12 protein-coding genes are annotated in these 22,264 nt (G+C 38.4%); 3 read left to right on the forward strand and 9 right to left on the reverse strand.

Translation table 11 applies throughout. The features are described from left to right. The first annotated feature begins 6 nt into the window (after window positions 1-6). The 3 genes from AC23ME_RS08275 to AC23ME_RS08285 are packed head-to-tail and all read left to right on the forward strand — an operon-like array spanning window position 7 to window position 2,555. Window positions 7-1,032 carry a hypothetical protein gene (locus tag AC23ME_RS08275; protein WP_487727284.1) on the forward strand — a complete coding sequence of 342 codons (1,026 nt, stop codon included), beginning with the start codon at window positions 7-9 and terminating at the stop codon, window positions 1,030-1,032. Between the two features lie 29 nt (window positions 1,033-1,061). Then, a complete protein-coding gene (locus AC23ME_RS08280) occupies window positions 1,062-1,736 on the forward strand; it encodes a hypothetical protein (protein ID WP_487727285.1) in 675 nt (224 codons plus the stop codon). Between the two features lie 18 nt (window positions 1,737-1,754). Further along, entirely contained in the window at window positions 1,755-2,555 is an 801-nt protein-coding gene (locus AC23ME_RS08285) for a M48 family metallopeptidase (RefSeq protein WP_487727286.1), read from the forward strand. Between the two features lie 121 nt (window positions 2,556-2,676). Here AC23ME_RS08285 and AC23ME_RS08290 read toward each other — a convergent pair whose 3' ends face one another. The 9 genes from AC23ME_RS08290 to AC23ME_RS08330 form a co-directional block, all read right to left on the reverse strand. Continuing rightward, window positions 2,677-4,317 carry a beta-N-acetylhexosaminidase gene (locus AC23ME_RS08290; RefSeq protein WP_487727287.1) on the reverse strand — a complete coding sequence of 547 codons (1,641 nt, stop codon included), beginning with the start codon at window positions 4,315-4,317 and terminating at the stop codon, window positions 2,677-2,679. 15 nt (window positions 4,318-4,332) lie between these two features. Next, window positions 4,333-6,714 (reverse strand): glycoside hydrolase family 3 N-terminal domain-containing protein, encoded by a 2,382-nt coding sequence (locus AC23ME_RS08295; RefSeq protein ID WP_487727288.1) that lies wholly within the window; start codon window positions 6,712-6,714, stop codon window positions 4,333-4,335. Window positions 6,715-6,728: 14 nt separating this feature from the next. Next, window positions 6,729-7,994, reverse strand: coding sequence for a glycoside hydrolase family 88 protein (locus tag AC23ME_RS08300; protein WP_487727289.1), 1,266 nt, complete (start codon window positions 7,992-7,994; stop codon window positions 6,729-6,731). A 105-nt stretch (window positions 7,995-8,099) separates the two neighbouring features. Beyond that, entirely contained in the window at window positions 8,100-9,026 is a 927-nt protein-coding gene (locus AC23ME_RS08305) for a DUF5017 domain-containing protein (RefSeq protein ID WP_487727290.1), read from the reverse strand. Between the two features lie 12 nt (window positions 9,027-9,038). After that, complete coding sequence (locus AC23ME_RS08310; protein WP_487727291.1) at window positions 9,039-10,652, reverse strand: RagB/SusD family nutrient uptake outer membrane protein; 1,614 nt, start codon at window positions 10,650-10,652, stop codon at window positions 9,039-9,041. A 10-nt stretch (window positions 10,653-10,662) separates the two neighbouring features. Continuing rightward, the gene (locus AC23ME_RS08315; protein WP_487727292.1) at window positions 10,663-13,800 is read right to left on the reverse strand and encodes a SusC/RagA family TonB-linked outer membrane protein; all 3,138 of its coding nucleotides are present in this window, start codon (window positions 13,798-13,800) and stop codon (window positions 10,663-10,665) included. A gap of 185 nt (window positions 13,801-13,985) precedes the next feature. After that, entirely contained in the window at window positions 13,986-15,461 is a 1,476-nt protein-coding gene (locus tag AC23ME_RS08320; protein ID WP_487727293.1) for a T9SS type A sorting domain-containing protein, read from the reverse strand. Window positions 15,462-15,594: 133 nt separating this feature from the next. Beyond that, window positions 15,595-19,929: a polysaccharide lyase family 8 super-sandwich domain-containing protein gene (locus tag AC23ME_RS08325; protein WP_487727294.1), complete on the reverse strand. Its 4,335-nt coding sequence runs from the start codon at window positions 19,927-19,929 to the stop codon at window positions 15,595-15,597. 225 nt (window positions 19,930-20,154) lie between these two features. Beyond that, on the reverse strand, window positions 20,155-22,248 hold the full coding sequence (locus AC23ME_RS08330) for a polysaccharide lyase 8 family protein (protein ID WP_487727295.1): 2,094 nt from the start codon (window positions 22,246-22,248) through the stop codon (window positions 20,155-20,157). Window positions 22,249-22,264: the final 16 nt, after the last annotated feature.

Raw genomic sequence — 22,264 nt, forward strand, 5'->3', positions numbered from 1 at the left:
ACACAAATGAAAAAATTACTCACGGCTATATTGTTTTTGGTGTGGATTACGAATGCAATTGCGCAATCTAAAAGCTTCGATGTGGTTAGTTATCATCAGCCAGTTGGCTGGAAACAAACTGACGACAATAGTTATGTGGCCTACTCAAAAACCGACGGCACACAATGGGCGCAAATGGCCATTTATAAAAGCACCATTAGCAAAGGCGATATAGAAATTGATTTAGATAAAGAATGGGAGGCTATTGTTTTAGCTTTAAATGCTGTGGCAAGCGAGGAAAACACCAAAATAGATACAGTAAACGAATGGGCGGTAAAAAGTCGTAGCGGAATTTGGAAATATCAGGACGCAAATGTAACCTCGATATTAACGGTATTTAGCAACGAAAAAATTTGCATCAGTTTACTTTATAATACCAATGCAGAACGTTATTTCGAAGATTTCAAACAGTTTGTGAGCTCCATAAAATTCAACTTAGCGCAGGACGATGTCACTAAAACTCAAACTACCGCAATGCGAAACAAAGGCATTATTGGTTTGTGGGGCAGTTATGATACAGAAGCTTCTGGCCTCGTAAATGGCACGAGAATGCTTACTGGTGGATATTTTAGGAAAGAATATCTTTTCAAAGCAGATGGAACCTACCAGTACATTGCAAAAGATTGGTCTGTTACGATAAAGCAAATTCGAATAGTTTATGAAACTGGCAAATATGCGCTTAACGGAAATCTGCTTACACTAACACCTACGCAAGGCAAAGGCGAGTGGTGGAAAAAAGCCAGCAGCGGCAGTACCGAAGGATGGGGAACTCGCGTAAAGGCATTTCAACATCCATTAGAAAAGCTAAGCTATACCTTAGAACTAAAATATCTTTCTGGGATGGAAGCGAACTATCTCTATCTAAAACATCCTAAACCAACCGCTAGAGATGGAAGCCAAAGTAACCAAAACATACCCCACGAATTTAGCTATGCCCAACGTGAAGAAAATAAATCGTTGATTGATCTCCCTTCTGGTTTCATAAAAAAATAGGCAAACAGTAATTAACAATAACAACTAAAATGAAAACACTATTCACCGTTATAGCTGTACTAACTTGTATGGCTGCAAGCGCACAAACGATTGTGCCACCGCCACCATCTAAAAACACAACTAAAGTAGCTCCAATTAGACCTGGCACACCGCCTCCGCCAAGTTCTGGCTCTAGTGCCCCACCTCCAGCGCCAGCAGCTACCAACAGTAACGCAAACACACCAGCAACAGTTTATCGACTTACGAGTGTACGTGTTAAGATAAGTACGGGGTCGGACAATAAGGAATTCCCTTCTAAAGTAGAAGTATCATTGATACCTAAAGGCAAAGTAGCTAGTCTTTTCCGACAACTGGGAAGCAATATGAGAAACGAGTTGAAGGTAAATTCCACTACCGAATTTGGTTTAGATAAGTCGGAAGATTTAGCTGCCCCAGCTTTTGAACTTACCACCTTACAAAATACAGGTATTGATTTGCGACTTAACTATACGCCTAACTTTATTTTGGATGCCTGGAAGATAGAAGGTATAACGCTTACGCTAGAATTTAGGGATGCGAACAATAACCTACATCCGCAAATGGGGACCAAAACTATAGTATTTAACAATGCCAGTGGCACACTAACCCATGGCAATAGCACCTTAGTATGTACAGCAAACGGTCAATTCGTTCCTCTCACCGCATCTATAAGGGATAAATGGTAATGCTAAATTTTTACGAATATGAACCTCTTAAAGCACTTTTATCTGCTCGTAATTTTGATACTGTTATCCTGCAAAACCGTACCAATTACCGGTCGTAAGCAACTTATTATGGTGCCAGATATGATGATGCGGGAAATGGCTTTTGCTGAATATGGCAACATCATTAGCAAATCTAAAACCTTGCCTCAAACAGATGCGCTGGCACAATTGGTGACTAAAGTAGGTACAAAAATACAACAGGCAGTAGAAACCTACATGATAGAAAACAAGCTAGAAAAAGGTCTCAAAAATTTTAAGTGGGAGTACAACACAGTTGATGAACCCATTGCTAACGCCTGGTGTATGCCCGGTGGCAAAGTGGTGGTGTATAGCGGGCTTTTGCCTATTGCACAATCTGAACAGGGTTTGGCAGTGGTAATGGGACACGAAATTGCACATGCCATAGCCAGACATGGTAACGAGCGCATGAGCGAAGCTTTATTGATAAACGTTGGAGGAATGGCATTACAGGAAGCCCTAAAGAAAAAGAAAGAAACGACACAATTGCTTTTTTTAAGTTTATACTTTGTGGGCAGCAACTTGGCGCTATCATTGCCGAATAACCGTTTGCAAGAAAGCGAAGCCGATAAACTGGGCTTAATTTTTATGAGCATGGCCGGTTATAACCCAGATGAAGCTGTGCCCTTTTGGCAAAGGATGTCGCAGTTGCAAAAAACCAAAACTCCGACGTTTTTATCTACGCATCCATCTGATGAGACCAGAATAAAAAACCTAAATGCAATAATACCAGAAGTAAAGGCCAAATTTTACAAACCGTAATAAAGCTAATGTTTTTCGGAAACAAAATAAAAGACTTTAAAGTTTCACGAAACAAGAGACAACCTCAATAAAAAAAGCGAGATAAATACCTCGCTTTTTTTTATTTATTTGTGTTTGGCTACTATTTGCCACCCTTTTCTTGTGCAGTTTGCGCTTCGTTATCTGGCAACAAACCTTTTCGTTGCGCTGGCGTTAGCAAATCTGGTGATGCTTTAGGATTAAACGGATTATAAAAATAAAGCCCGTCATTAGTGTATAGTTTAAAATGACTTTTTAATCTGTTATTAAATTCTGTCACATTTTTCGTTTCACTTTTTGTCCACGCTGCTTCTGCTAATGCCGCAATACGAGGGAAAAGCTTGAAATCTAACTGCTGCTCGTCGACAATTACTTCAGTCCAAATGTTGGCTTGTATACCTCTAATTAACGAGCTTGCGTTTGGCAAATCAGTAATTTCTTTAGAAGGAAAATCATAAACACTTTGAACTGGCACAAAGTTACCCGCCCATTTACGTCCAACGACATGGCTACCGTCCTGAACGAAATCGAAATATAGTGGTATACGTGGACATAAAACCACTTTGTAACCTTTATTCAACGCTTCTTTCAAAATTTCAGGTTTATCATGTCTCCACCAAAAAACGGTAGTTTTCTCAGGCGATAATGCCCCTCCAACAATTTCATCCCAAGCCAAAACTTCGTTATTTAAGGCTTTGATACTATCTGCCATCCGTTTCACAAAATAAGCTTCAACTGCTGGCAAATCTTTGAAATTGCTTTTCTTCATTAAAGCTTGCACCGCTTCGTCCTTATTCCAATGTTGATTACCAAAATGCACCTCATCTGCACCAATGTGGATCATTTGAGATGGGAAAAGTGCATCAACTTCACGAAGAATATTCGTTAGGTATTGATAAGTACCCTCCTTACCCGGATTAAAAGTAAACTCGGGATATTTTGGCGATCCGCCTCCACTAAATTCAGGATAGGCTTTGTTTGCTGCGGTAGCATGTCCGGGCATATCAATTTCTGGAATTACATCTATAAATCGCTCTGCTGCATAACGTACAATTTCCTTTATTTCTTCTTGCGTGTAGTACTGTGCCTTAGCCAACGAGTCGGTAAAACTTCCTACGCCACCAATTACAGTTAGCTTCGGATATTTTTTAATCTCAATACGCCATCCAGGCTGATCTGTTAAGTGCCAATGGAATTTATTTAGCTTGTAAAAAGCCATCCAATCTAAAATCTGCTTCACCTTTTCCTTGCCAAAAAAGTGTCTCGACTCATCTAACATTACTCCTCGCCAAGCATATAAAGGCTGGTCTTCAATCGTCCAAGATGGGATAATGACCTGATTGTTTTTTGATTGTTGATGCCTGATAAGTTGCAAAAGGGACATTACTCCTGCGAACAAACCTTGTGGATGCGCAGCTTTCAGTTCTATCTTATTTTCACCTATTGATAGTTGATAAGCCTCCAAGGCTTGTTTAGCATTAGGCTTCAGCTGTAAATCGATATAATTTACATTAGCTTTATCAGTACTCCTTAAAGAAATACCTTGAAATTTTAACAACTCTGTTTGTAAGTACTCGGCTATTTTAGATGCCTCTTTGTTTGCTACAATCTGCGTATGCTGATTTAGCGTAAATGCTGATGAGTTCTTTACCGCTTTAATAGGCTTGGGAATTAAAGGGATTTCTTGTGCTTTAATTCCAAACCCGATAAGTAGAAGTACAAATACTAGTATGATATTTTTCATCCTATTGATATCTTATTACTTTACGGTAAATGTAGCAGTTTGTTTGATATCTTCTGAAGATGAACCAATCATCACTTTAAAATCTCCTGGCTCTACTACTTGCTTCATATCTCTGTTCCAAAGCATCAAATCATCTGGCACAAGCGTAAAACTTACTTTTTTGCTCTCGCCAACTTTAAGTTTAATACGTTCAAATCCTTTCAGCAATTTTTCATAGGTAGTTACAGAACTCAATACATCACGGATATACAACTGTACCACTTCGTCACCATCTTTAGCACCTGTGTTTTTCACATCTAATGATACTTCTACCTGTCCATTTTCGTTAAGCTTGTTGTTTACCACCAAGTTTTCATAACTAAAAGTGGTGTAACTTAAACCATGACCAAATGGATACAATAAACCTTTAACTCTGGCAGTTTCACCTTCATCAGTTTGTGCGTTAGGTTTAGTTGGGAAATTTAACGGTAACTGACCAACTGATTTAGGGAAAGTCAGCGTTAATTTACCTCCCGGGTTATAATCTCCAAAAAGTACATCGGCCACTGCCAAACCACCTTTAACACCCGGATAACCTGCATAAATAATTGCTGGCGCATGTAAATCAACATAGTTGATAGATACAGGTTGAGAACCAATTAACACCACTACATAAGGTTTTCCGGCCTTATGAATAGCTTTTACCAATGCCAATTGATGTCCTGGTAAATCTAACGAAGTACGGCTTTTATTTTCTCCGGCTGTTTTAGTGTTTCCACCAATTACCAACACCACTACATCCGATTTTTTTGCTGTCTCTACAGCCTCGTTAATCATTGCTTGCTCTTCTGCGTTAGGATCTTCTGGGAAAATCTCGCTATTTGGCCAGTTCTTATCTATTAACTCAGAACCTTTCGCATAAGTCACGTTTTGAGCGCCAATTTTCAATTTTACACCTTCCAGAACATTCACACTCGGCGACATTAACGGACCGTAATGCGCATGTGCATAATCTGCATCAGTAGCATTTGGGCCAATAACTGCAACTTTCATTCCTGTTTTAGCTAATGGAAGCGCATTTTTGGCATTCTTTAACAATACGATACTCTCTTGTGATGATTGCAAAGCCACTTGCTGATTTACCGCATTATTAACCAATTGCTTACTTGCTTCTGCATCTTTCACATAAGGACTATCAAAAAGTCCCAATCTAAATTTCACGCTAAGTACATCTGCCACCCTGCTGTTAATCGTTTCAATCGGAATTCGCTTTTCGCTCACTAACTCTCTCAAGTAAATGATGATACTGTCTGGCTTTCTAAAAGTAGTACGCACATTTAATCCAGCTGTAAAAGCTTGAAAGACGGCCTCTTTCAAGTTTGCTGCTACGTGATGTTTGTTGTACAGATACTCTAAAGCATCACTATCACTTACCACATAACCTTTGAAACCCATTTCTTTACGTAAACGATCTATTAACCAATAGCTACTTCCAGTAACCGGTATACCGTTATAATCATTATACGAGCTCATCACGCCCATAATATCAGCTTCTTTAATTACCTTTTTGAAAGGATAAAGCAACACGTCTTCTACCTCACGAGGAGAAACCTGCGGGTCGGTACGAGCTAAACCTTCACGAGCGCCTTTGTTTGCGCTATAAACAGCAAAATGTTTAGGTGTAGAAGCTGCGCCCATTTCCTGAATTCCTTTTGCCATTTCTACGCCTAAACGAGCGGTATGGTAAGGATCTTCGCCATAAACTTCTTCTAACCTCCCCCAACGTTGGTCGCGGGCTACATCTAAAATTGGTGCATAAACGTTGGTATAACCTAATGCTCTCGCTTCTTTTCCGGTAATTTGTCCCATCTTTCTCACCAAAGAGCAGTTCCAAGTCATCCCCATATTTAACTGCGTTGGAAAACCTGTTGCCTGATATGCTTCGATACCTCTAATTCCTTCATTTGAAAAATCTACAGGAATACCTAAACGGGTTTGCTCGATGAAAAAACGTTGGGTTTCATTCATTGCCCAAACGTGGCGTTTAATATCTGTCACTAAGTCAAGTTTGGTTTCAACGATACCCCAATTAACGAAACCATTCAAATGCTCGTCAATATTGGCAATACCATCTTTCCAAATTTCATTTTTCCAACCCGGTGTAGGCAGCGAGTCTTTCAAAATTCGTTTATAGCCATACAGAGTAGCCATTTGAGCAGTCTTCTCGTTCAAATTCATCTGCGACAGCAAATCGTCTACACGTTCTTTTGTGCTACGTGAAGGATCTTCGTAAATATCCTTTTTGCCGTTTTTATTTAGATCTATCCAGTCCTTTTTATAAATCTTTTTGTCTTGAGCTAAACAAGATAAACCAATTAATATGGTTGCGAGTGATAGTGCTATTTTTCTATAATTCATAAAGTTCTAATAATCTAATTTACGGCTTTCTGATATCTCAATAATGCTTCTAAAAAGTAATAATCAGCATAAACAAGTGGCGCATCTACTTCGAAATTATGCGGGAAACTACCTACAGAATGTTTGAGGATGAAACCGCCGTTAGTACCTGCTTTTGCTAAATATTTATCGCTAGAAAGCGATTTTAACATCGCCTCTGCGTTTTTAAAATAAAATTGTTTTTGCTTTTTATTGACGAAAGTGCTTAACTCTAACAAACCAGATGCTACCAATGCCCCAGCCGAAGCATCTCTTGGTATTTGTGCTAAATTTATTCTATTATCAGTTTTCCAATCTGGCTGATATCCTATTTGACCAACATTAAAATCCCAATAAGGAATTTTATCTTTTGGCAAATTTGGATGATTGAGATAAAAATTAGCTGCTTTAATTGCTGTTTCTAAAAAACGCTTATCGCCAGTTTCGCGATACATCATTGTGTAAGCATAGATAGCCCAGCCCTGCCCTCTAGACCAAGTTGAGTTATCTGAATAACCTTGATTAGTTTGTTGGTGCAATACTTTGCCAGTTTGAGGATCATAATCTACCACATGATAAGTACTATAATCTGACCTGAAATGATTTTCCATCGTTTTTACCGCATGGCTGATGGCTGCATTTTTATATATCGGATCTCCCGTGATTTTGGAAACGTAGCATAACATTTCCAAATTCATCATGTTATCGATAATTACTGGATATTGCCACATGGTTTTACCATCCCAAGATGCTTTTCTATTCCAAGATTTAATTAAGCCCACTTTTGGATCGAAACGGGTTAATGCAGTTTTAGCAGAATGGATGAGGATGTTATTATATTCTTCACGTTTCTTTGCATCTTTTTCTAACCTTACCGCATTTCCGTAAGAGCAATACATTACAAAGCCAATATCATGATGTTGCTTAAGGTCTTTCGCTTTTTCTAAAGCATTTGTCCATTTTTCTGCTTCCAATTTCCATTTTGGGTCTTGGTTATTTTCATAAACATACCATAATGCTCCAGGAAAAAAACCTTGCGTCCAATCCCAAACATCGGTACCTTTTACAGAACCGTCTGGATTTGTTGTACGTGGGAAACTTGTTAAATCCGTTTGCGTTTTTAGCATCAATTGATATTGTTTCTCGGCAACTTCAAAATCTTTCTTTAACATTTGTCCATTGGCAACTGTTGCAGCTAAAAACACCGATGCGAATGCCGTAATTTTTACAATTTTAAAGCTTGAACTAATCTGTTTAATCATTTTTTTTGGATAAAAAAGTCTCTGTCTAACGACTTTGGATCGTTAAATATGTATCAGTAATCAAAAAATAGATGTTTTGGTTTAACCCTTTTAGTAACTTGCCTACTAAGGCTCTATTACAACTTTAACTTCTTTAACGGTTTTACTTTCACCGTAAATGTTTGCGTTCGAAGCCACAAAAGTTACGTTGTATGTTCCGGCAGCGGTATAAGTGTAATTGTAGTTATCCATACGGGTACTCATGTTTTTTAAGGCAACGCCGGCATCTGGTTTTACTTTCGTTAGGTTTAAACCACCAGAAATTGCCCAAACTTCATTGCTACCAACTGTTGCACCACCACCCTGAAATTTCAAAATATTGTCGCTTCCAAAGGTCCAATTTACAGGTGAGGTTGTTAAAACTTTAACAGGAGTCCAAGTTGCAGAGCTTATAGTGGCAATTGGCAATACCTGACCATCACTTGTTGTAGTTTTAACATCAAATTTATTGACCCACCAACGTGGCTGTGTAGTGCCTGTAGTTCCATTATATCTAAAAGCAAAATAAATAGGCTTTACTTTGTCGAGTGTTAGCCCCACACTAGATAATGTTGTTAGATTTACTACGCCAGACGATACATAGGCAGCATCTGTAGATTGAATGCCAGATAACGTAAAAGCAGAGGTAACATCTACCCATTGAGAAACATTAATACTTGCTGCTTCATATTTGCCGTTAAAAGCTTGCGATGCAAATACTTTTAAAGAATTAGGCTGCTGTGCATCCAAACCATAACGTCTGTTTGTAGCAAACTCTACGGTAATTTTATCGCTTTCGGCTTGTGTTCTATCTTTATAAACGTATTTCTTGCCTTCCTCTCCCGAGAAAAACTGTACTTGCTCTGGATTTCCTGTAATTAAAAAATTTACAGGCTGTCCAACTTTATAAGTGCTTTTTTCTGGTTTAACATCGAAGTTAAGCACTGGCACATCTTTTTTATTGCAACCGCCTAAGCCAATAAGCAGTAGCGAAAATAAATATATCTTTTTCATGTGAATCATTTTTTACCAGCCAGTATTTTGAGACATTTGTTTGTTTAGCGAAAGTTCTAGTACCGGAATAGGCAATAACGCATTTCTACTAGTAACATTTTTACCTGCCAATGCAGCAAAACTCCACACTGTACCTGCTTCTGCTGGCACTGTTGTACCTAATTGGTTCATTTCCGATACGAAGATATCCCATCTAATTAGGTCAAATTTCCTTAAACCTTCAAACGATAATTCTAAGAACCTTTCTTTGCGAATAGCAGTTTTCATATCATCGTAAGAAGAAATAGTAGTTGTTTTATCTGTAGCATTTGCTCTCAATCGTACCTCATTCAGCGCCTGCTTAGCAAGAGCTGTTGGTCCGTTAACTTCATTTTCTGCTTCTGCATACATTAATAATACATCGGCATAACGTAACATTGGGAAGTTTTGAGGCGTATAATTCTTGTTTTTCGGCAAAACCTTCTCATAAGCTCTGCGGAATTTACCAGCGTTTCTGTTATAAATTTGCGCCGCTGTCCAATTGGTAGAATCAGCTACCTTTATTAAAGTACCTACAGTGGTATAAGTATACTGATAAGGAGCAATTGTCCAATCCCTTCTCACATCTTGCGCTTCGTAGCTATCGTAAAGTTTTTTTGTAGTGTTAATGAAACCGTAGCTATAACCATGAGCTTCGTCATTGCATTGCAAGCCAATGAAGTTACCTATTCTTCCTGCTTCAAAGTCTCCACCTCTATTACCATACAATTCAATTTCCCAAATAGATTCGCCAATATCATACTTATCACCAGCATAATTGGTAAAAATCTGTCTGTAACTTGGCAATAAACGATGTTCTTTGCCCCCTGTTGTCGGGTTTACTACCTTATTCAACCATTTCAATGCCTCTGCATATTTAGTTTGGTCTCTTAAAGGTGCACCTGCCATTTTCAAGTATACTCGACCTAAAATTCCTCTTACGGTAGATTTAGAAACCTTACCTCCATACCCTATTGCAGTAGCAGTTTTTACCAAACCTTCTGCTTCTTCCATTTCTTTGGTTACAAAATCGTAAATCTCTTTTTGTGAAGTGGCTTTAAGATTAACATCATTCACCGAAGATGTTGGGCTGGTTTTAAGTGGCACATTGCCCCAATCGCTAGCTAGCACAAAATAATAGTACGCTCTTAAAAACTTTACTTCGCCTTTGGCTGCATCTCTAGAAGCTTGTGACATACTTGTAACACCATCTATACGACTTAAAAATACGTTCGCACGTTCTATTCCTTCATAAAGATACTTCCAAACATTAGCCACGTTTACATCTGCAGCATCGAAATTATATACTGCCGGCCCAACCGTGTAAGCACTTCTAGAATAAAAACCATCATCTGCTACATTAAGCATCAGCTGATAATTTCCTCCGTACATTTCTTCCTTTCCTAACACATCATAAACACCTGCCAAACCAATATTCACATCGGTTTCGTTATTGTAATAGTTTTCTTTTACGATGAAAGTTGGATCTTTTTCTAAAAACTTCTTGCAGCTGCTAATAGTGAATAATGCACCACACGAAACAGCCAATACCAGGGTTCTTTTAATGCTAGACATTTTATCTATCGATATATTTCTATAATTTTTCATGACTGACTGTTTATAATGTTACGTTTAAACCAAATACAACTGTTTTTGGACGTGGATAAGATGAATAATCAAAGCCTGGCGTTAGTGGCGAATAATATACCGCAACTTCTGGATCGTAACCTGAGTAGTTAGTAATGGTGAATAAATTTTGTGCTGACGCGTAAACTCTTACAGATTTCATTTTAATGCGTTTTACAAGTGCATCAGGTAATCTGTAGCCAATATCTATAGTTTTAAGCCTCAAATAAGAAGCATCTTCTACTATTCTACTTGAATAAGCAGTTGGCCCTTGACCATTTACCCTAAACATCGTAGTGTTTGTGTTGGTAGGTGTCCATCTGTTTTCGAAGGTTGCGTATTGATTTAAGTAAGGCTTATTTCCAGCTTCGAATAATAAACGGTTAGCATTTAAAACATCGTTACCATAAGACCATTGTAAGAAAATGTTCAAATCGAAGTTTTTATATTTAAAGCTATTGCTAAAACCACCTTGATGAATTGGATAAGATCTACCAATTACCGTACGGTCTAAATCATCTACCACACCATCACCATTCAAATCTCTGTATTTGATATCTCCTGGCTGAATTAATGACCTTGCATTACCGTTAGTAGTGATGTTACTTTTTAATTGATAGGCACCACTAGGCAATTGGTCAAAATCTGAATACTGATATACACCATCCCAGATGAAACCATAAATTTGGCCTAATGGCTGATTTACTTTTGCGATGTAGGCAGGGAAATCTCTATAACCTTGATCCCATCCTACAGTACTTATTAAACTTTCTTGGTTTTGGGTTAATTCTAATACTTTGTTTTTGTTAAAGGCGATATTAAAAGAACTCGTCCAGCTAAACTGATTTGTTCTGATATTCTCTGTAGTAAGCGTTAACTCCAAACCTTGGTTAGAAGTTTTTCCAATATTTTTAAATGCTGATGAATATCCCGTTGAATACGGTAATTGTGCATTTAATAAAAGATTAGAAGTAATTTTTTTATAGTAGTCGGCCGTTAACGTGATACGTTGCTTAAAGAAACCTAAGTCGATACCCACGTTTGATTGCGCAGTTGTTTCCCATTTAAGATCCGTATTTGCCAGTGAGCTCAAGAAAACTCCCTGCGCTAAGCTATTGTTGAAAGAATAGTAACCGTTAAGCACTCCACTAGTGTTATCGAAATTCATTCTAGCATAGCTGGCATAGTCGGTAACCCTGTTGTTACCCGTTACGCCATAGCCTACTCTTAATTTTGCATCAGATACGAATTTATATTTCTTCATGAAGTCTTCGTTGATAACTCTCCACGAAATAGCGGTAGATGGAAAATATCCCCATCTGTTATGATCTCTAAATTTAGATGAACCGTCTGCCCTGAAAGATGCAGTGATGTAGTATTTAGATTTATAGTTGTAGTTCACGCGTCCTAAATAAGACATTAATGACCACTCGCTGTCTATTGAAGTAACTGGCTGCGCAATACCCTGACTTAAACCAGTTAGGCCAAGTACTTCGTTTGGTAATTGTGTTGCTCTTAAGCCATATCTTTCATAGTCGTTTTCTTGAAAAATTAAACCTGCAACTGCATTGAAGTTATGTTGTCCAATTTTCTTGTTATAGGTTAATAGATTTTCGTTTTGCCAAGTATTGCTATTGGTATATAATAATGAACCATTTACTTTGTCGGTACTTCCCCAATAGCCGTAACGAGTAAGTGAATTGTTAAAATTCTCTTGTTTATAAGCAACATTGTTAAAGCCTCCAGTAATTTTTAATTTTAAGTTTTTGGTGAAAGCATATTCTGCAAATCCGTTGGCAACCAAGCGATTTTCAAAATTTTGGCGTAATTCGTTTTTTGCTGATAAGATTGGATTGATACGATAATCATTCCTTGCATCGTCGGCACTTAAATCTGGATCTGTCAATAACTCTTCCATCTCTGCCCCCGTAAACGAAACAGGACGGTAACCCCAAACACTGTACATCAGGTAATTCATTGCTGAGAAAGATTGATCTGGCGTTGCTGGGTTAGCTCCGTAAGTTTTTGAACTTGTGTAGATAATAGAAGTACCAACCTTAAACTTATCACTAAATACCTGATCTAGTGTAATTTTCCCCTGTTTACGATTAAATCCAGAGTTAACTAACACACCTTTTTGATCGAACAAGTTACCAGAAACTGAGTATTTAGTAGCCTTAGTACCGCCCATTACAGAAATAGAGTGATTTTGCATTGGCGCTGTTTCGAAAAGTTTATCTTGCCAATCTGTACTTTCAGCATTGCGATAATATTCTAAATCACGGCCGGTTACCAAATAATTTAATAATATTCCTACTGGATCTCTTTCTGCTTGTAATTTTACAAACTCATATCCATTCATTAAAGGGATTTTGTTAATTACTTTTTGTACACCACCATAAGCATTGTAGTTAATTGTTGGTGCACCTTCTTTTCCACGTTTAGTGGTAATCATGATTACACCATTTGCACCTCTTGCACCATAAATAGCAGTTGCAGAAGCATCTTTTAAAACTTCGATAGCCTCAATTTCTGCCGGATTTAAAATACTAGCATTAGCATCTTCCATCGGAAAACCATCGATAACATATAACGGTGAGTTATCTTGTGTAAGGGAGTTTGCACCACGGATAACGATGTTTACACCAGCACCTGGCTTACCACTTTCTGATGAAACTTGCACCCCTGCTACCCTACCAGCCAAAGCTTCGATAGCGGAACCTACTGGTGCTTTTTGCAGTTCTTCTACCTTTACAGATCCTACAGATCCAGTTAAGTCTTTACGCTGCACTTCGCCGTAACCAACAACTACAACTTCATTCAACAACTTATTGTCTCTGCGAAGTTGCACATCTACAACAGATTTATTTCCTACTGCAATTTCTTGCGAGGTGTATCCAATGTATTTAAAGGTTAGCACGGGATCTTCTGTTGCGGCAAGTTTAATCACAAATTTTCCGTTCAAATCGGTTACACCGCCAATGGTTTTGCCTTTTACAGCAACACTTACTCCTATTAGCGTTTCGCCAGTTTCAGCATCTTTTACAGTACCCGTTACTTGTTTACTTGATTGAGCAAACAATCCGATACTACTCGTGAAAAATAAAAGAAGAATTAAGTATTTCTTCATAAAATGATTGTTTAGGTATTTCGTTAGTCTATGATTTGGTTAGCTCCAATATATGTTTATTGGTTTTCAAATTTGAGGATCGAACGTTTATTTGTTGGGGTAAAAATCAGTTAAAATAGGGGTAAAAATTATTTTCCACCCCTATCTAAATACTTATTTAAAGCTAATTGACTAAAGTTAATTTTTTATTTTTTTGTAAACTTAACAGATTTTGCAGCTTCTGAACCTACCAAGTTCGCCACAAAAACCCCACTTCCAATTTTGCTTGCATCTAAAGCAATAGCATTTTGACCAGCCGAAAGTCTAACAGTAGCAGCATAAACTTTCTTGCCTTGTAAATCGAAAACAGAAATTGTTGCCGAACCATCTTTTTCTGCGTAAGCCGAAACATTTAGTTTATTACCGCTAGCATATACTTTAAATTTATCACCGCCTATTTCATAGTTTATAGCAACTAAATCTTTAAAAGTCGTTTTTGTACCATCTTTGTCTACTTGACTTAATTGGTAATAATTTGTACCTGATGCAGGAAGGTTATCTGTGAAAGAATAATTGCTTGTAGTGCTAGTGGTACCTTTACCTTCTACATTCTTAATAGTAGTAAAAGATTTTCCATCAGTTGAACGAGCAATAGTGAAATAGTCGTTGTTTTCTTCTGAGGCTGTAGACCAGCTTAAAGCAATACCGTTAGTAGCTTTTTTACCTGTGAAAGATGTTAGGTTAACTGGCAAAGTGGTCTCATTATAAGCTAATTCTAAATTACCAGTAATGGTTACTTTACCATAACCATTAGCATTAGCGCTACCTTGAAATAAAAACGAATTTAAACTCGTACCAGCTGCTATGCTTTTATCTCCTGTAGTAGTTACTGTTTCTACAGACTTAGGTATATCGTAGTTAGCTCCTATGCTAGGTCTGGTAACTACGCTAGAAGCGTTATTAGTTGCCCAAATATGAAGAGAGCCAGCAGCTACTGTATATCCAGTAGCATTTTTTGTATAAGTTTTAGCTACTGAAGAATTGTTTGCATATACTTCTATAGTGTAAGATACATCGGGTAAAAAAGCAGCGTTAGTTAAAGAGGTATAAGTTGCACCAGAACTTGTAGTTGTTGACCTGTAACCTAATACATAATTGGCGTTTGTGGCATTGTATAAAAACCTTAAAGCAGTAAAAATTGAATTATCTGCAGTTGATGCGGTGTTAACCGCATTCGAATTACTATATAGGTTTCCTGCAGTTCCACGGTTACCAATAGACCAAATATAAGCTGTATTATTAACCGGCGCATTAGCACCAGTTCTACCAAATGTTAGTGTAAATTTAGAATAAGCTAATTCTGTTGCGTTATTTACACCATAAAAAGATACTTTTGAAACAGCACTTACGGGCACCAACACCAAATCATTAGTACCATTTAAAGTTACCGAAGCTCCAGCTCCTGCTGCAAAATACACCATAGCAGTACCAGAACTTGGTGGTGCTAAAACAGGGGTAGCATCAGTAGATAAATAAGTAGCTGCCGTACCCGAAGATGATGTAGTTCCGGCAGTAGAAGTATTAAATCCATAAGACCATGGGTTAACTTGGTTTGTCCACTGCGCACTAGCAAAGCCTGCGCTTAATAAAAGGCCTAATCCTAATAGTAGTTTTCTTTTCATAATGTATAAATTAATTGTTTATTGAATATTTGATTTTTGTTAGTTTCACTAGTTCACTGGTCCATCAGCTCATTAGTTCATTTGCCTATTGAGCACTGATTATTGGTTATTAATAATAATTGGTTATTCTCTATTACAGCTTCACTATTTTATTCACCGTATCTGCTATCCTTACCAGATATACTCCCTTTGGCAATGCCGAAACATCTATTGATAATTTCTGTAACCCAGCAGCAACGTAGTAACTCGATGAATGAACTATTTTACCACTCATATCTGAGATGCGAACTACTGCATTATGCGCTTTACTCACTGGATAGGAAATGTTTAAGGTTGATGATACTGGATTAGGATATAAAACAATGCTTTCTATAGCTAAGCTCAACTTCACATCTACTACGTTATCATAGCTGATGGTTCCATCTGTATCTGTCAACTTTAGTCTGTAATAAACCAAACTTGCTTTTGATGGCAAAGTGGTATCACGGTAATTATAATCCACAGTTTGCGATGAATTTCCAGCGGCCTTTAGTTCGGTAATTTGCTCGAAGTTTTTACCATCTGTGCTACGATACAAAGTGAATTTATCAGTATTTGTCTCTGATGCTGTTTTCCAGTTTAACGACACTGCATTACCTTTCGCTTGCCCATTGAACGATACCATTTGTACAGGTAAAGTTTGTAGCGATGCAAAATTCATTTCTAAATTGGCCAGCTTAATAACTGCAGCGTTCGGCGTTGGCGAAGTACTATTGATCCCTTGAAACAAGAAACTATTGATATTTGTACCTTGAGGTAATTCGCCCGATGCAGAAAGTGCAGTAGAGGAATTGTAGCTAAGTAACGAAGACCTCACCAATTGCCCCGCAGGTCGTACCCAGATGTTAAATTTGCCTGCCTCCAGATCATAATTCACTCCTTCCCTTGTATAACTTTGCATAACTGCACTGTTATTGCAGTAAACTTCAACATCATACATACCACCTTTATTAAAAGCAGTATTGCTAATCAATTTATAAGTACCGCCACTTGTGTTTGCACTTTCTCTAAAATTAAATGAAATACCGGAAGCTGTAAAATTCCACTGCAATGCTGTGAACAAGTCTGTAGTAGCTGTGTGAACACCGCTTGAATTTGAAAATAAATTACCGCCAGCAGCCTTATTTCCAAGAGCATAAATGAAACTTCCATTAGTCGCATTGTTAGCAAACGATATTCTGAAGAACATATTAGTTACTGGCGTTGCATTAGTCACTTCGAAAGCAGAAAATTTATTGATACTAGACAGTGAAGATGCCGACATCGACAAGCTCCCTTCTGCCGATTGCAAGGTGAAATTACCATTGCTGCCCTGCGGATTATTGTTAACGATATGTACTCTAGACAAGCCATCTGGCGGATAAGGTAAAAAACCTGGTGTTGTTGCCGAAGAGCTAGAGTGACTATACGTAGTACCCACCACTACTGGGCTTCCCATTTGAAATACTGGAGGCGTACCAAATCCTGCTAAGCCGGTACCTGTACTCAAATTATAGCTCCATTTTTTAACCTGATTGCTCCAAACACCTGGCGCCTCTTCCTGCGTGAGCTGATCTTTTAAAAGTACTAAGGTTTGCGAGAAGCCATCCTTCAAGGCAAAAGTAGCATCCAATGTATTTTGTCCATTTACAATAGCCGCATTTTGATGATTAGCATGCACTGTCCAATTTCCAGTTAAAGAAAGCGTGATGTTATTGGTGGTAGATATCCAATCGGTTAACGGATTATTTACAACTTTTAAATCTGGAGACGCGATTTTAACAATCAGCGAATCGCCACTTTCTCGTACAGAAAAAAGAGCTTTGCCCGATACACCTTTTAAATACCCTATGTTGATATCTGGAGTTGCGGCAAAAGCACTGAAATATGTTGCGTTAATTGGCAGATATTTCACAGCATGTACCGTTTCTGTTTGACTAAGCACTGTAAACAACTGGTTACTCTCTATTTTAGTGGCGAGCACCGTCATTTTTTGAGGCGTAGTAGCTGGCACGGTTACATACGAATATTTTGCCGCAGATGGCGCCATGCCATGAGAAAACCAAGCCTTACTTGCATTCGCAGTCGCTGTTGTAGAAGTTACATCAGTTGAATGTACTGGCGTAGTTTGGCTTCCTCTAAAAATACTGATATCAGGATTTCCCGCTGGAATATAAAAACCTGTAGTTTGTCCGTTGATAAGCCAATTAGCTATCGTACCGCTTAAAGTCTGATCGTAGTTTGCCGTTGTGGCCGTAGCCGAATTTATATAGATAGCTGGATTTGAAGATGCGTTGATGCCTTGAAAAAGCGTTGTAATTGTCGGATCGGCAGCATTTGATGCGTTGATATTACTTCCCAAGCTCACCATCACGCTATCGAGGGCAAATACAGATTTCCGAAAATTTAAGCCGCTGCTTGTGTATCTTGTTCCAGAACTTTGTATAAGCTCCATTCCAAATATTCCTGTTCTGCCATCGGCCAATGCCCCAGAAAAATCACTTCCTTGAAACTCTGTTGAAGTACCAGAAATCGAAGGTTTTAAGTTATCGTAGCTGTGTCTAACCGACGTAGTTCCTGGCATCATGTTCCAATCCCAACCACTACCTCCAGTGATGTAGCCCGAGTTGGCCAAATTACCATCGTACAAAACTTCCAGTGCGCCATAACTTTGATAACGACCGTATCTATTTGCATTTGAGTAGATCTCGGCACCAAACATCTTACTAGTAAAACCTCTCAAAACTGCAATCCAGTTATTTCTACGCAGTATTCCTGTTTGGGCATAATTCAACTGGTAAAATCCATCTCCATTTACATTTGAGACAGCATAGCGATTTGTTTGAAAAATATAGTTGTAAAACGCAGCCAAATCTGGTTCTACCGCAGCGCCAACAAGATCACCCCCTACTTGTACCAGCCTATCGAAGGCAACAGTATTTACAGGAACTGAATTTGGAAATGGCGATCTTCCAGAAGCTGAGTGCGGATAAATTGCACCCTTTGATGTTTCTACGAAAAGCGCTTTCATTGCTCCCTTCATGTTGTCGTATCCCGCTTGGCTTATTTTAAACGGTGTACCTTTTAATTCAAAAGCTCGGTTAATCCACTCTGCATAGCTGTACAGGTAGGCAATGTGCTGCGAATTATGATGAAAACCCACTCCATCTGGTTTGATACCCCCTTCTGCTCCTGCTCTTGGATACGTAAACTTCTCTAAATAGCGACTAAAACTTTTCAGATCTCTAGCAACTTCGTCATCGGAGTTACCAAGCAATGCTAATTCTGCTAAGAATCTAGATTTCAGGTAAACAAAATCTATATTTAAGTACTTGGGTGCATCCGGATAATAAATAGTATTAAACTCGTGCGACCACTTCAGCATTTTGATCACTGCGAGTTTCGAATCGGCATCAGCGATATAAGGTAAGGCCTCTAAAAATCCGACAGGAAAATTTCTAACCCCGTTGTAATTATTGTAAGGAATTACAATTTCACCCCCTTCTGCCAGGCCTTGCTCTTCTAAGAAACTTACAAAAGTTCGCAGTTTACTTAGTGCATCATTGTCTCCATTTAAACCGTAAGCTCTTGCTAAGGACTGCACATGCCCAGAAATTTTCAGCAAGGTATCAACATTATAAATGGCTGATATTCCCCTTCCTTTTAGAGAACCATCTGGGTTGGTAGTAATACCACATTGTGTTACGTAGGTTTTTGCATCTGTTATTTGCTGTGCAGTTACCGTGCCTAAAGTCCGTTGATAAGTTCCCGTCCTAAGCGCAGCAATTGCAGCTTGTTCAGTGGCAGTTGCGGTAGACAGCGGCATATCTGGCTGATTAGCCCATTCAGAATAAGCTTTATCATATTCGGTAGCCAATTGAAAGTGATGGATATCCAAAGCCATGTGCGGACCTGGAACTCTAGGCGTATTGTTGTTTACAAAACTTAGCTCATCTAAATAAATTGTGTTAAGCGTAGCAGATGATGGTTGGTAAACTATTTCTATTTTATTAAGGGTAAAAGGATTAGACTCTGCACCATTATTATAGTCATACCTATAACTACGGTGATAACTGCGCCATCCTTTGTAGTTTAACAACATACGTCCTTCCCTCTGTACTACGTTGTTGTTATCGTAAAATTTAAATACAAGTACGTCTGTACTTACATGACTGCTGTAAACAAACAATTCTGCAGTATGTGTAGAAAAACCACCCACAGTGCCAGACCAGATATTTAATGAACTTGCAGTAAGTACTGAATTTTGTTGGGGCGTCCACTTTAAAGCATTTGCGCCGCCTTTCAAATGTTCGTTACTTAAAGCCATTACACCATTGGTTACCGACCAGTTTGATGGAATACCCGTATTGAAATTTGCGGAATGTATTTGTCCCTTTGCAATAGTTGCTTGAAAAAGTAAAGCGATGCACAAAAACAGGTACTGCTTCATAGATAGATTTATTTTAGGTTAGATATACGCTTACCGTACCAAGCACAGTAAGAGAAAAACAAATCTGCCTATTTAGCCTATTTTAGAAGGGATAGAAAATGGTTTGATTAGGGGTATAAATTCGTGTAAGCAATAAAAATCTATCTCTAATTGCATTTAAACTTATTCTTTCCGCTTTATCAATCTTTCTATCTCATGCCATAAAGTGAGGTTAGAAGTTGATACCTAAAGTGCTACTTTTACCTCTTTCGAAGAACCTTTATATGGTCCATCAGGTAATTGAACATTCACAGAAGCGGTCTTACCGGTTTTCGTATTTTTAATGTTGATTTGGATGCTGCTTTCTATTTGCAGCGGATCTGCTACATACAATTTCTTCTCGCTCCCCTTCCCTTCTTTTATCATTAATACACAAGGCTTATCACTTGTTACTTCGTAGCTATCTGAAGTAATAGTAGAAGGACTATGAAATACAGCTTGGAATATCTTTAATTGCTGATGAAAGACGGCTTGATTTTTAGCGCTGTTGCTAATGATGTTGATGGTTTTAGGATCAAAACTTTTGATATTTTTAGCTGCAGGCAGCACAATGTACTGATAGCTTGCCGTGTCTGGCTTCGTACCATGGTCTATCCATAACTTAAATACATTTCCAGTAATGTCTTTTTTAGGATGAGATAGATTGATTTTATACCAATTGCCAGTTTGCGTTTGTGTGCTAATTGCTAAATTGGTTGCTAGCGGAAAGTAGTAGATCACACCATTATGTTGCACCCAACTTGCTGCAGGAGCGTTCATTTTTGTTTGTTCGTCTTTTTTAAAAGCACCGTTATTTGTATTTACGTTGCCTTGTAGCCAAGTTTGGTTAACGGTTGTAGTAATAGGATCTCCCCCAGCCGCTTTAATATCTGCGCCAAGCGCAACAATTTCCTTATCGAAGAAAAACCAAGCTTTTTTAGCCTTTACACCATCATAATCTAATTGATATGCGGTTGCACCGTAACTTCCATCAGATACCCCACCAGCGAATTCATTATGACCAGTTTCGCCCCAGTTCACACCCGTTTTTATATCTTCAGCATGGTCTGCTGATGTAATGCCTGGTATTTTATCCCACTCCCAAACAGGCATAATGTTATAATATTCTGGGCCATTAACCTGTATGTTAGTGGCACCATCTGACATGTATTTACCATACAAATTTTCATTATTGCCCGCTTCCGACCTTTTTGTACGTTTACTTGCTATACGCACATTGAAAGAATATTCTGGTCTTACGTGTACAGTGTAATCTCCCTTCCAAAAGTGTTTGTGATAAGGCTGGACGGTAAAATTTTCTGTACTGTCTACTCTCGAACGCTCATTTTCCCACTGTGCTGTACGTTCGGCATCAATAGCTATCATTGCGTTTATCGTGTATTTTTCTGAAGGCTTACGCAACATCCCAGGTCTGGTAACGCCACGTCCTTCCACGCTAAAATCTATATATCTCGATCTCAGTGTTTTTAAATAAGTATTTTGGTAGAATTCCGTTAATAAAGTTAGCTTCTCCTTACTTAATGCGTAAGGTGTGCCCGCTACATAACCAACAATTTTAACTACTCCAGTTAAGAAAACATTGCCGTAACCACTAATGTATAATTGTGGGCCATGTTGTAGGTAAGAAAAATCATGTTGTAAACCTTCTTCGCCATCTACCAAGTTTACTGGTTTAAAAAACTCGGTTAGCGATTCCGCCAGTAATGCTTTATCTTCTGTTAATAAGGCTCTGTAAAAATAATGCATGGCGATATCGGTTTTATTCGCTCCAGTTTTGCTGACCATATCGCCACGTTTCATCCGCTCAATAAGCTTGTTCTCGAGTTCTTCTGGCAATTGTTGATTTGCATATCGCATCAATATCAACGCCACTCCTAACCTTTGTGGAATATTGATCTCGTTGTGCCACCAGTTACTACTTTTAGGATCTCGCTCGTACCAAACCTTCAATGAACTAACAATAGCTTTATATACTGCGTCATTACTGCGACAACTACTCTCATTTGCGCTGTAGGCCTGAATTAAATCTGTAACTCTGGTCAAATGTTCTGCGGCATTCCAAGCGGTAGGCGTTTTATCATCATACTTGATATCTTCCCAAGTACCATCTGATTTTATTGTACTTAACGCAGCTTGTGCCGGTTTAACCACATTATTGGCTTTTTTGCTTTGATCCGTGTATACTTTTTTGAGAATTGTACCAAATGGATAAGTTGCTTGTGCTTGCAAAAGCGCTGGCGACATTACTAGTGCAAAGACAATTATGTATATTTTTCTCATGTTTTGATGGCCTATT

It is taken from the genome of Pedobacter sp. T50_32 (genome assembly GCF_057652195.1).